This is a genomic window from Micromonospora sp. NPDC007271, assembly GCF_040634005.1.
GTDB lineage: Bacteria > Actinomycetota > Actinomycetes > Mycobacteriales > Micromonosporaceae > Micromonospora.
This window is the reverse complement of record NZ_JBEYER010000058.1, coordinates 35,543-46,961: the sequence shown is the minus strand read 5'-3', so window position 1 is coordinate 46,961 and position 11,419 is coordinate 35,543. Positions and strand designations below refer to the sequence as shown.

General features: G+C 71.4%; 10 protein-coding genes and 1 pseudogene. 6 read left to right on the top strand and 5 right to left on the bottom strand.

Features of this window, described 5'->3' with window-relative positions:
- A partial coding sequence (locus ABZ570_RS21085) for a glycerate kinase (RefSeq protein ID WP_358066020.1) occupies nt 1-599 on the top strand: 599 nt, incomplete at its 5' end.
- A 78-nt stretch (nt 600-677) separates the two neighbouring features.
- On the opposite strand, the pseudogene ABZ570_RS21080 reads toward ABZ570_RS21085, so the two are convergent.
- Nucleotides 678-1,187, bottom strand: a pseudogene (locus ABZ570_RS21080) (NAD(P)H-binding protein); the annotation flags it as partial.
- Between ABZ570_RS21080 and ABZ570_RS21075 the strand changes: the two are divergent.
- Entirely contained in the window at nt 1,161-1,541 is a 381-nt protein-coding gene (locus ABZ570_RS21075) for a MarR family transcriptional regulator (protein WP_358066018.1), read from the top strand. The pseudogene ABZ570_RS21080 and the gene ABZ570_RS21075 sit on opposite strands and share 27 nt — an antisense overlap.
- Before the next feature lie 103 nt (nt 1,542-1,644).
- Here ABZ570_RS21075 and ABZ570_RS21070 read toward each other — a convergent pair whose 3' ends face one another.
- Both ABZ570_RS21070 and ABZ570_RS21065 read right to left on the bottom strand, forming a co-directional pair.
- Nucleotides 1,645-3,750 (bottom strand): PQQ-dependent sugar dehydrogenase, encoded by a 2,106-nt coding sequence (locus tag ABZ570_RS21070; protein WP_358066015.1) that lies wholly within the window; start codon nt 3,748-3,750, stop codon nt 1,645-1,647.
- A 40-nt stretch (nt 3,751-3,790) separates the two neighbouring features.
- A complete protein-coding gene (locus tag ABZ570_RS21065) occupies nt 3,791-4,741 on the bottom strand; it encodes a LamG-like jellyroll fold domain-containing protein (protein WP_358066012.1) in 951 nt (316 codons plus the stop codon).
- A 278-nt stretch (nt 4,742-5,019) separates the two neighbouring features.
- On the opposite strand from ABZ570_RS21065, the gene ABZ570_RS21060 reads away from it, so the two are divergent.
- The 3 genes from ABZ570_RS21060 to ABZ570_RS21050 all read left to right on the top strand — a co-directional run bounded on the left by ABZ570_RS21060 (nt 5,020) and on the right by ABZ570_RS21050 (nt 6,797).
- Entirely contained in the window at nt 5,020-6,060 is a 1,041-nt protein-coding gene (locus ABZ570_RS21060) for a LacI family DNA-binding transcriptional regulator (RefSeq protein WP_358066009.1), read from the top strand.
- 98 nt (nt 6,061-6,158) lie between these two features.
- The gene (locus ABZ570_RS21055) at nt 6,159-6,467 is read left to right on the top strand and encodes a hypothetical protein (protein WP_358066006.1); all 309 of its coding nucleotides are present in this window, start codon (nt 6,159-6,161) and stop codon (nt 6,465-6,467) included.
- Between the two features lie 45 nt (nt 6,468-6,512).
- Entirely contained in the window at nt 6,513-6,797 is a 285-nt protein-coding gene (locus ABZ570_RS21050; RefSeq protein ID WP_358066003.1) for a hypothetical protein, read from the top strand.
- Nucleotides 6,798-7,110: 313 nt separating this feature from the next.
- On the opposite strand, the gene ABZ570_RS21045 is transcribed toward ABZ570_RS21050, so the two are convergent.
- Together ABZ570_RS21045 and ABZ570_RS21040 are read right to left on the bottom strand one after the other, a co-directional pair.
- Nucleotides 7,111-9,180, bottom strand: a complete 2,070-nt coding sequence (locus tag ABZ570_RS21045; RefSeq protein ID WP_358066000.1) for a UvrD-helicase domain-containing protein — start codon at nt 9,178-9,180, stop codon at nt 7,111-7,113.
- A 152-nt stretch (nt 9,181-9,332) separates the two neighbouring features.
- The gene (locus ABZ570_RS21040; protein ID WP_358065997.1) at nt 9,333-10,121 is read right to left on the bottom strand and encodes a TioE family transcriptional regulator; all 789 of its coding nucleotides are present in this window, start codon (nt 10,119-10,121) and stop codon (nt 9,333-9,335) included.
- Nucleotides 10,122-10,179: 58 nt separating this feature from the next.
- On the opposite strand from ABZ570_RS21040, the gene ABZ570_RS21035 reads away from it, so the two are divergent.
- On the top strand, nt 10,180-11,403 hold the full coding sequence (locus ABZ570_RS21035; protein ID WP_358065992.1) for an erythromycin esterase family protein: 1,224 nt from the start codon (nt 10,180-10,182) through the stop codon (nt 11,401-11,403).
- Nucleotides 11,404-11,419: the final 16 nt, after the last annotated feature.

The window sequence follows — 11,419 nt, the reverse complement described above, 5'->3', positions numbered from 1 at the left end:
CACTCGCCGACCTGGCGGAGATCGACGCCACCGGCCTGCTGCCCGCGCCGCCCGGCGGGGTGCGACTGCTGGTCGACGTGACCGCACCGCTGGCCGGGCCGGCCGGTGCCGCCGCCGTCTACGGGCCGCAGAAGGGCGCCGGGCCGGCGGACGTGGCGCTGCTGGACGCGGCGCTGCGCCGGCTCGCCGAGCTGGCCGGCGGTGACCCCGACGAGCCGGGGGCCGGCGCGGCCGGCGGTACCGCGTATGGCCTGGCCGCGCTGTGGGGTGCCCGGATCGTGCCAGGGGCGACGAGCATCGCCGAGCTGGTCGGGCTGGCCGACGCGCTCGCCGACGCGGACGTGCTGCTCACCGGCGAGGGCCGGTTCGACCAGACCTCGCTGACCGGCAAGGTGGTCGGCTCGCTGCTGGACGCGGCCGGCCCCGACGTCCGGGTCGGGGTCGCCGCCGGGCAGGTCACCGGGCTGGTTCCCGCGTCGGTGTCGGCGGCGGTGTCCCTGGTGGAGCTCGCCGGCTCGATCGACGCGGCCCTGCACGACGCGGCGCGATGGTTGACCGAGACCGGCACGGTGCTGGCCGACCGGCTCTCCCGGACGTAACCAGGTTGTCCCGCGCGCCGGCGCTGCGGGCGACCGGCGGTCCAGGCCCAACGCCGCAGCCAGGTGACGTTGGAGTAGCTATGAGGAGATGGCGACCACGGTGCGATGAGTTTGCGGATCGTCGATCGCGGCCAGCAGGTAGTCGGCCAGGTCGGCCCGCGTCGTCTGGGTGCCAACCTTCGCGGTGGCGCCGAGCGATGTGCGTAGACGGCCGGTGCCGGGTCGGTCGGTCAGCCTTGTCGGGCGTACCACGGTCCAGGTCAGGTCACTGGCGGCGAGGAGTTCTTCCATCCGCGCCATGTCGGCGTAGGTGCGTCGCATGAGGCGGTGCAGGATGCGCGAGGCCAACCGGGTGCCGGCTCCGGCGTCGGCGGGGATGGACAGTCCGGCCGAGGAGATCACCAGGAGTCGGCCGTGGGGCTTGAGGGCGGAGATGAGCTCGGCGGTGCCGGCTGAGTAGACCGTGGTGGCTCCGCGGTCCGGGGCGCCGATCGCGGAGATCACCGCATCCTGGTCGTCGAGCAGGCCGTGAAGTGAGCCTGGGGCCAGTACGTCGGCGGCGTGCACGGTGAACCGGGCTCGGGTGGGGCCGAGCGTCTCGGGCTGCCGGGCGACCGCGGTGACGTGATGCCCGGCGAGTTGGGCACGCGCACCGGGTTGACCACCGGGCCGACCACCCGCCTCATCGACCGCCTCGAAGCGGCCGGCTACGTCCGCCGCGCCCCCGACCCCGACGACCGCCGCAAGGTGATCGTCGAGCCGATCGGTAAGCCGGCCCAACTCGACCAGGTCATGGCGCCGGCCCGGCAGAAGATCGGCCAGATCCTCGCCGGCTACTCAGACGAGCAACTCCGCGTGCTCTTCGACTACTTCACCCGCGCCACACAGGCGTACCAGGAGGCGGCCGAACACATCCCCGACGGCGACCAGCAGATGCCGTGAACCCGTGCTCGCCCTGGCGATGCTCGCCGCCGTCGGCGCAAGCTCCTCCGTAAACGCCGGTGGGGACGGCGGCCCCAGGTCGCCGTCCCCACCGGTTCGCACGTCAGGCCGGGTTGCCCGTCACCGTGAACAGACGGGTACGGCCGATGTTGTCGAAGGAGCCGAAGCCCACCCGACCGGAGGTGAAGGTGGTGTCCTTCGCGGTCAGCAGCGGATCCCTGTGCCCGTCGAGGTAGACGGCGATCTCACCGGTGGCGGGCTGGTGCACGACCCGCACCTTGTGCCAGTCGGCGTCGGTGATCGCCGGGTTAGCCCCGCGGGAGCGCCCGTTCCACTGCTGGTCGATGCGCTCCCGATCGGCGTTGTTGACCTTGAAGATGCCGTTGTGCGGGTAGATCGTGTTGTCGGTGGACAGGTGCGCGTAGTAGTACTGCGTGTCCGATTGCCAGCCGAAGACGATGATCACGTCCCGGTTGGTCACCGCCACCGGCGTGTCGAGGCGCACCCGGGCGTCGATCCGCACCGACGACCAGGCCGCCGGGCCCTTGTCGAGGAGGGCGTACTCGAACGGACGGCGCGGGCCGGGGCGGCTGACGCCGGCCTCGGCGAGGATGACCTCATCGCCGTCGAACTGCCACTTGGACGGGGTCACCGGCGCCCAGTTCTGCGCGCCGCCGGTGTGGACCACCCGGGTCCTGCCCACGTCGCCCTCCGCCACCTGCCTGGTGCCGACCACCTTCCAGATCTTGCCGTTGGCCTTGGCGAGAAGGTACAGCTCGCCGGCCGCGTCGGTGCCGAAACGCAGGTCGACCCGGTTCGGGTCGCCCGGCGCGCCGGGGGCGGACAGGTCCCGCATCCGCACCAGGTCACCGGCGGTGGTGTACAGGGCGAGCTGGTGGATGGTGGCCAGCCCCTCGCCACGGCGCATCTCGTTGGCCTCGGTGTAGAGGACACGGCCCTCCACGAGGTCGCCGAAGACGTACTTGCCGATCAGGGCCGGAAGGGTGTGTCCGCGGTAGACGAACCCGCCGGCCACCGCGACCCCGACGTCCGAGCTGCAGTTCCAGCCCGGCGCCGGGTCGTGGTCGTACGCCGCGACCGGGTACGTGTAGCCGTACTTCGCGTCGTCGGCCGGCAGCGGGTAGAGCTTGTCGCAGGGCTTGGTCGAGGTCTTGTCGAAGACCCAGGAGCCCTCGCGCTCGCTCCAGCCGAAGTTGTCCCCGGCCCGTACCTCGTAGATCGCCTCGACGGCGTGCTCGCCGATGTGGCCCAGGAACATCCGGCCGGTGGCCCGGTCCCAGCTGAACCGGTGCGGGTCCCGGAAACCCACCGCGTAGATCTCGCCCAGCGCGCCGGCCTGGCCGACGAACGGGTTGTCGGCCGGGATCCCGTACCGGCCGTTGGGCGAGTTGGTGCCCCGCGGGTCGATCCGCAGCAGCTTGCCGTGCGGCAGGCCCATGTTCTGCGGGTCGCCGTTGCGGTAGCCCTGCCCGCCGTCACCGACGGCCAGGTAGAGCATGCCGTAGTCCGCGTCGTCCGGCTTCGCGGTCGGGTTGAAGTTGATCTCCTGGATGCCGTGGATCTGGCCACCGAAGCCGATCCGCAGCAGCTCCCGGTGGGTGCCGGAGAACGTGTCCGCGGCCGGGTCGGTGGCCGTCCATTCGCTGATGACGCCCTGGTAGATGGTGTTCGGCTGGGCGTAGTCCGGCGTCCGGGTGGCCAGCGACGCCTGCTCGGTGTGGATGGTGTAGAAGCGGCCGTTGCGCGCGAAGTCCGGGTGGAACGCCACGTACCCGAAGCCCTGGCCGAGGCCCCGGCCGGAGAAGAACTGCGGCGCGAAGGTCGCTGCCACGTCGAGGTAGACGTGCGGCACGCCGTTCTCGACCAGGTACAGGTTGCCGTTGAGGTCCGGCACCGCGCGGCGGCCCGAGCCGTCGGGCAGCTCACTGATCGTGTTGATCCGGGCCTTGCGCACCAGCCGCTGGTCGGTCGGGGCCGGGTTCGGGTTCGACTGGGGGAAGCTGGCGTACTCCTCCAGCACCAGGCCCAGCCGGGACTGGGTCGGCGTCTCCGGGATCGGGTCGTAGACGGCCCCGGCGGCCCGGGCGGGCCCCGCGACCAGGGTGGACAGGACGAGGGTGGCGGCAGTGACCCCGGCGGTCAGCGTGGCTCTGCGGAGCCTGCCGGTGCTGCCAGCGCGAATGAACACGCGGTTTCTCCTTCTCGGTGGGACGGTGCCGAGGGACCGGTCAGTGGGCCATGTAGCGGTACTGCTTGGCGATGTCCTTCGCCGGGATCACGCTGTCGAGGAACATGAGCCCGTCCATGCGGCAGTCGCACGGGTTGCGTTCCAGGTTGTTCTGCGGGAAGCTGCCGCCGATCTTGATGCCGCGCGGGTCTGTGGCGCTGGTGACGTGCGGGCCGGGCCCGGACACCTTCCACGGGTCGCCGGCGACCGTGTAGAAGCCGTCGACCGGCTCGCCGTTGCGGTAGAGCGCCATGGTGCCGGTGGTGAAGTCGTACGTGGCGGCCAGGTGGACCCACTCCCCCTTGGGCAGCAGGGTCCGCCAGTCCTCGCTCGCGGCGAACGTCTGCGAGGAACCGCCGTCGAGCCGCCGGCCGAGGGCGACCAGGCGCAGCTCCCCGTTGACGTCGATGAGCTCCAGCAGGGCCCGTACGCCGTGCCCGTCGGAGTCGCCGGTCAGCACGCCGGCCAGGCCGATCGCGTTGTACCGGTCGGTCGGGTTGGCGGTGGTGGAGTTGAGCGCCGGGCCGTCCATCTCCCGCTTGAACCAGCCCATCACCGTCGTACCCTCGGCGCCGTTGAACGCGCGCAGCGTCCGCACGCCGCTGGACGACCAGATGCCGGCCTTCCAGTCGTCGTTGCCGGCGACCTCCGGGTTGACCTGCCGGGTCTGCAACGCGTTGCCACTTCCCCGGTACGCGTGGTCGGGCACCCGCATGGCCGCGCCGCCGTTGATCAGCTCGATCTCGGTGCCCGAGCGGCCGAGGTCCCGTTCGAGCGCGGGATCGCCGGGCACCGGGTGGTCGAAGTCGTAGAAGGCGACCAGGCGCGACCACAGTGCCGGGTGGACGTCGTGCGGGCCGGGCCGGTCGGCCTGGGCGGGGCTCGCCGCCGTGGTCAGGGCCAGTCCGAGCAGGACGGTGGCCGCGACCGCCGCCCGTCGGGTTCTTCTCATGGATGGTGCTCCGTTCGTCGTAGCCGTGCCTATCGCTGACGGAAGCGCTTACGTGACGGGGCGCGGGGCCGTGCTCGGTCGCTGGGGTCGGGTACGTCTGGACAGGAGTGATCGCCGCCCGGCCACCGGACGGCCGAGGTGAGGCTCGCCGTACGGCGCGTGGGCAGCGGCGGTGCCGCGCGTACGAAAGCGCTTACGAAAGCGCTTTCGTAGCCTATGCTGTGCCTTACGCCACAGGCAAGAGCGCGGTGCGGATCAATGTCTCTCAGGAGTTACGGATGCCCAGACCCGGTCCCCGGCTGCGCCTCGTCGACGTGGCGGAACGTGCCGGTGTGTCGCTGGCGACCGCCTCGCGCGCCCTGGCCGGCCGCGAGGGCGTCAGCGAGGAGGTGGCCGACCGGGTTCGCCAGGTCTCCCGCGAGCTCGGCTACGTCGCCAACCCGTACGCCCGCACCCTCGCCGGTGGTGCCAGCTCCACCGTCGGCCTGATCGTCCACCAGATCGACGACCCCTACTTCTCGGAGATCGCCAGCGGCGTCATCGAGGTGGCCGCCGAGGAGGGGCTGCTGGTCCAGATCGCCCACTCCGGCCGCGACCCGGAGAACGAGCTGCGCCAGCTGCGCCACCTCATCGCCCAGCGGGTCGGGATCATCCTGATCGCCGGCTCCGGCTACGACGACCAGCGTATGGAGGCCGAGGCGCGCGCCGAACTGGCCGCGTTCCAACGCGCCGGGGGCCGGGTCGCCGTCATCGGCCGGCACGCCCTGGGCGTCGACGCCGTCCTGCCCGACAACGAGGCCGGCGGCCGCGCGATCGGCACCCACCTGCTGGACCTCGGCCACCGACGCATCGCCGTCGCCGCCGGCACCCCCGGTCTGACCACGGTGGCCGACCGGCTCGCCGGCGTGGCCGCCGCGCTGGCCGAACACGGGCTCTCGCTCGACGCGCTACCCGTCGTACACAGCGACTTCACCCGGGACGGTGGCCGGGTGGCCGCCGAGCGGATCCTGCGCGAGCATCCGGAGAGCACCGCGGTCATCGCGCTCAACGACGCGATGGCGACCGGTGTGCTGTCCGCCCTGCGGGCTCACCGCGTGCGGGTGCCCGACCGGGTGTCGGTGGTCGGTTTCGACGACGTGTCGGTGGCCGCGGACCTCGCGCCCAGTCTCACCACGGTGCGCCTGCCGATGACGCAGATGGGGCGGATGGCGCTCGCCCTCGCCCTCCAGCCGCGCGCGACCCGCCCGCGCCGCCGCTCCACCGGGCACACCCTGATCGTGCGCGACTCGACCGGCCCCGCGCCGGCCGGGCGGCCCTGAGCCGGGCCCGCCGCCGCCCGGCACGAAGCGCGGCGGCGGGCCGAGCAGCCGACCGCCGCCGGCGGGTTTCCCCTGCCGAGGTCCGGGAAGGCACCGGCATGGCCGATTCTTTCGTGGATGAAGACCTGGCGACATTGCGGGCCATCGCGTACGCCGCCGGGATCCCGGACAGTGACCGGATGCCGCACGACGACCTTGTCGCCGCGCTGCGCCGGGCCGGCCTGGCCGAGCCGACCGGCAGGCCGATCGACACCAGCCTGGCTGATCCGGGTGATCCCGGCACGAACGAGGGCGTTTACCACGGCCGGGGCGTGGGGCGACGAGAGTCCGCCGGTGGCCCAGCCGCCCAGACGGCGGCGTCCCGAGCGGGCGGGCCGAGACCGGGACGTTCGGGCACCGACCACTGACCGGCGCTGCCGACCAGTTCGACAGCCCACCACACGGGAGGCGACATGAGCAAGGACATCAACCGGGTGGCGAAGTCCCGAGCCGACCACCTGCCGGGCGAGACCGCGCACCGGAGCATCGACGACCGCGGCGTGACGCGGGGCCGTACCGGGGATTCCCGTACCGCCGGGCCGCCCGACGGCACCGGCACCGTTTCCGGGGTGAAGGGCATGCCCCGCAGCGACCTGAACCTCGGTGACGAGAGCACCGGCGGCCAGGCTGCCGAGCAGGCGATCGGCGCCCGTCGGGAGGAGTCCGGCACCGAGATCGAGGACCGCACCGAACGGTGACGGCACGGCGTCCAGGGCGGCCAGAGGCCGCCCTGACCCGCATCTGACAGGTCCGCTCGCTCTACCCTGTCGGGCGTGCTGTCCCAGGTAACGGGTCTGTGCTGCCGCACCCGGAAACAGCACCCACAGTGCCGCAACAGGCACGACCGCGAGATCGACCCGGCGACCGGCCGATACCGCAGGGTCTGCCGTGTCTGCAACAGCGATGCGCAACGACGGTGGCGGCAGCGGGCAGGCCCGCCAGGCGGCCCAGGCCCGGGCCAGCTACGGCCGCCCGAACGGTTGACAGCTCACGCCTGAACGCTGCCGGTGCTCATCGCGTGAGGGTCGCCGGCAGTGGCTTGGTGTGCAGGATGACCAGCTCCGCGACGGCCCGGGTCAGGGCGACGTAGAGCCGGTTCATGCCACGGGGCTCGGCGGCGACGATGTCGGCTGGCTCCACCAGCACCACCCGGTCGTACTCCAGGCCCTTGACCTGGCTCACCGGGATCGCGTTCAACGACGCGGCGAGGTGATCGGGGGCGATGACCGCGCCGCTCTCCTGAGCGACCGCCGCGGCCAGGTCGTCCACCTGCCGGATCTCCAGGGCGCCGCCGGGTCGGTAGGAGCGGGTGGGCTCGATGCCCGGGGGCAGGGCCCGGGCGGCGAAGTCGGCGATGAGCTGCGGCACCCGGTATCCGGTGGGCAGGTCGAGCGTCCTGACCTCGCGCTTGCCCAGCCGCTGCACCAACTCCGACCAGGACTCGGCGGCCAGCGGGTGGGTGGCCTGCCCGAGGTCGCCCACGATGGTCATCGAGGCGTGGGCGGCGCGGCGGGCGATCATCCGACACTCCATCGGGGACAGGTCCTGCGCCTCGTCGAGGATGACGTGCAGGTACACGTCCTCGACGGGCTCCTCGGGCTCGGCGACCGGGAGCGGCTCGGCCAGGACCGGCACGTAACCTTCCGCGCCGTACGGGTCGAAGCCGTCGTTCCAGCCGGTCACCTTGTGGCCCTCGCGCAGGATGATCGCGGCCGCCCAGCGCTGCGCGGCCCAGTGGTCGTTGCTGTCGATGGACTGCCCGGACAGTGCGATCGGGGTGGACAGGCCGGGCGCGAACAGCTGCCAACCATCGTTGAGGCTCCAGCTCACCACGAAGGTCTCGGCTAGGCGGGTGCCGCTGCTCAGCTCACGCAACTTCCAACCGGGCACCGTCGCCTTGGGCTTCTCCGGCTTGCCGAGGATCTCGGCAAGCTCGTCGAGCAGCGGAACGTCGTCCACCGTCCACTCCCCGTTCTGCGCGGGGAGGACGTCCTGCGGGGTCAGCGGCGGCCACCACGCGTTGAGGAAGGCGTCCGGGATCTCCTTGCCGTCCAGCATCTCGGACAGCACTTTCGCTGCCATGGTGCGGCCGCCGTTGGGCTTGACGCCGAGCGCTTCGCAGCGCTTCCTTATCTCGAGGCGGGCCTTTGCCAGGTCGTCGGCGTTGAGGGTGCGCAGGTGGTCCGGTGCGTTCGGCGGAGTGTCCCACGCCAGCTCCGTGAGCACCCGCACCATCCGCAGATCGCCCTTCTTGCGGGCCACATCGGCGGGGTCGCGGCGCGTCGCGGTGACGCCCTCGAACAGCTCGCCGATCGCCCGCAGGTGGACACTTTCCTCGCCGAGCCCGGGCAGCACCCGACCGATGTATTCGGTGAACACCGTCGACGGGCCGACCACCAGCACCCGGCCGTCGGAGAACCTGCCGCGATCGGTGTAGAGCAGGTAGGCCGCCCGGTGCAGGGCCACCTGCGTCTTGCCGGTGCCGGGGCCACCGGTGATCAGGGTGACGCCGTGGGCGGGCGCCCGGATCGCCTCGTCCTGCTCGCGCTGGATCGTGGCGGCGATGTCGCGCAGGTGCTCGCCGCGCTTCCTGCTCAACGATCTGAGCAGGGCGCCCTCACCGACCACGCCATCCACGTCCTTCGTGGACAGGACCTCGTCATCGAGCCCGACCACCTTGGGGCCGTCGCAGACGATGACGCGTCGGCGATCCACGCCGAGCGGCTCGCCGGGGGTGGCCCGGTAGAAGGGCGCGGCGGCAGGCGCGCGCCAGTCCACCACCAGCGGCTCCCGGTCCTCGTCGCGGACGCCGAGGCGGCCGATGCGGTAGGTGTCGCCGTCGTCGAAGTCCAGCCTGCCGAAGACGATGCCCTCCTCCTGACTGTTCAGATCGGACATTCTGGCGGCGGCGCGCAGCACCATGGCGTCGCGCTCGACCAGGCCGGTGAGCGGGCCCGACGTGGCGCGGCTGTGCCCTTCTTCCTTCAACTCCCTCGTTTGCGTGCGCATGACCTCCAGGCGCTGGTAGACCCGGTCGACTACCTGCTGCTCGATGGCGATCTGCTGTTCTGTCTCGGACACGAGGCTCCCTTGATCGGGCGTGGCTCTTCGCGGATTTGTCGAGGATATGTGCCGGTCAGAGGCACAAAATCGGTATCCGGGACGATTCGAACGGCTTGACGGACCGATAGCATGGAGATGGCGGAAGGAAGAGCCGCTCGAAAAGCTGAAGGTCAGCGGGAGCTGTGGGGCGGCTGAGTCGGGTTCGTGGCCGACGAGACGGTGGCACCGGAACTCGGCCCGTCTTCGGGGGCCGGTCGGCAGCCGAGGTAGGCGTCCAGTGCGGCAGCGCCGCTGAGCATGGCGCGGCTGCGGGCCGAGAGGCGGGCATGCCAGTCGCGCAGCATCGATTCAAGGGGCGCGACGCCTCCGGCGGAGCGGACCTGGACGATCAGCGGGGCTATCTGCTCCAGCAGGTAGCCACCTCGTCTGAGCTGGTGGATGAGTAGGACGTCGCGCACGTCGGCCGCGCTGTAGACCCGGTAGCCCGTCTGCGGGTCGCGGCGCGGTTGGACCAGGCCGGCGCGTTCCCATTTGCGCAAGGTGGCTGGGCGGATGCCGAGCCTTCTCGCCAGGGGGCCGACGAACGTGTCGCCGCGTTCCTGCGGTACGGGACTGAGGTCGTGAAGCGCGGCTTCGACGGCCTGGAGGGTACGGCGGTCGTCGAGAAGCTGGGCGTGGCTCTCGTCGATGATCTGGAGCGCATCCTCGGTCGCGCCCCGGTTGATCGTCTGCATGATCGACGTGGCTCTCTGGTGGCCGTGTCCGGGCACGAGGGCGAGGAACGCGCGCAGCGCTTGCGCGTGCAGCGGCGTGTAGGTGCGGTAGCCATGCGGGGTGCGTGCCGCCGCCGGAATGATCCCGGCCGCCTCGTAGTTCCTGACCGCCTGCGTGGACAGACCGTGCGCTCGCGCCAGGTCAACCGGCCTGAGCTTTCCACCGCTTTGAAGGTTTCGCCTCATCGTCCTGCCATATCGCGGGAAAAGCCTCCACCGTCGGTTCAACGATACCGTTGAGGATATGACTACCGGTATCAAAGAGGCCGCCCACGTCGTCGACGCTGCCACCGTCATGGGCCTGCTCCCGGCCCGACCGCGGCTGCTTGCCTTGGGTGAGCCGACCCATGGCGAGGACGTTCTGCTCGAGCTGCGGAACGATCTCTTTCGGCAACTCGTCGAGCAGGAGGGCTACCGGACGATCGCGGTCGAGAGCGACTGCATGATGGGCCTGGTCGTGGACGACTACGTCACGTCGGGTACCGGTGCCCTCGACGAGGTCATGGAGCGCGGTTTCAGCCACGGGTTCGGCGCCTCCGCGGCCAACCGCGAACTGGTGCGCTGGATGCGGGCGTACAACGACGGCCGGCCAGCGGCAGAGCGGCTGCGCTTCGCCGGTTTCGACGGCCCGCTGGAGATCACCCACGCCGCGAGCCCTCGGCAGGCCCTCACCACACTCCACGCCTACCTCACCGCCTGGATTGACGCCGACCTGCTTCCCTGCGCCGCGGAAACGCTCGACCGCCTGCTCGGCGCCGACGACCGGTGGACCAATCCCGCCGCGATGATGGACCCGTCCCAGTCCGTGGGGCAGACGCCCGAGGCCAAACAGCTGCGGCTGCTCGCCGACGACCTGGTAGCCCTGCTTGACACGCAGGCGCCACACCTGATCGCGGCGTCCTTGCGGGACGACTGGGACCGGGCACGCGGGTACGGTCGTGCCGCCACCGGGTTGCTGCGGTACCACTTCTGGATGGCCGACACGTCACCGAGCCGCATGGCTCGACTGCTGGGCGTGCGGGATTCGATGATGGCCGCCAACCTCCTGGCCCTCGCCGAGCGCAGGCCGACGCTGGTCTACGCCCACAACGCACATCTGCAGCGGGACAAGAGCACGATGCGGATGTGGGAGGGCCCGGTGGAGTGGTGGAGCGCCGGGGCGATCGTCAGCGCCCACTTGGGCGAGGGGTACGCCTTCCTGGCCACGGCCCTCGGCACGATCCGCCACCACGGTGTGGAGACCCCACCGCCGGACACCGTCGAAGGGCTCCTGTACGCGCTCCCGGAGGACTCGTACGTCGTCGACGCCCGCCGACTGGCCGCCATCCTCGGCGACGTCACGCCCGCTCCTCGCGAGTCCCCCTGGTTCGGCTACGCCCCGCTGGACCCGGCCCACCTGGCGAGCAATGACGGGATCGTGTTCGTCAAGGACGCCCCCGCGGGGCAACCGTGGTGGCCGGTGGCGTGACCATCGACAGGTGATC

Excerpts from the sequence above, each read along its gene's own strand:
- ABZ570_RS21035 (WP_358065992.1), top strand. The coding sequence starts at position 10,180 with ATGACTACCGGTATCAAAGAGGCCGCCCACGTCGTCGACGCTGCCACC.
- ABZ570_RS21065 (WP_358066012.1), bottom strand. The coding sequence starts at position 4,741 with ATGAGAAGAACCCGACGGGCGGCGGTCGCGGCCACCGTCCTGCTCGGA.
- ABZ570_RS21055 (WP_358066006.1), top strand. The coding sequence starts at position 6,159 with ATGGCCGATTCTTTCGTGGATGAAGACCTGGCGACATTGCGGGCCATC.
- ABZ570_RS21050 (WP_358066003.1), top strand. The coding sequence starts at position 6,513 with ATGAGCAAGGACATCAACCGGGTGGCGAAGTCCCGAGCCGACCACCTG.
- ABZ570_RS21060 (WP_358066009.1), top strand. The coding sequence starts at position 5,020 with ATGCCCAGACCCGGTCCCCGGCTGCGCCTCGTCGACGTGGCGGAACGT.
- ABZ570_RS21040 (WP_358065997.1), bottom strand. The coding sequence starts at position 10,121 with ATGAGGCGAAACCTTCAAAGCGGTGGAAAGCTCAGGCCGGTTGACCTG.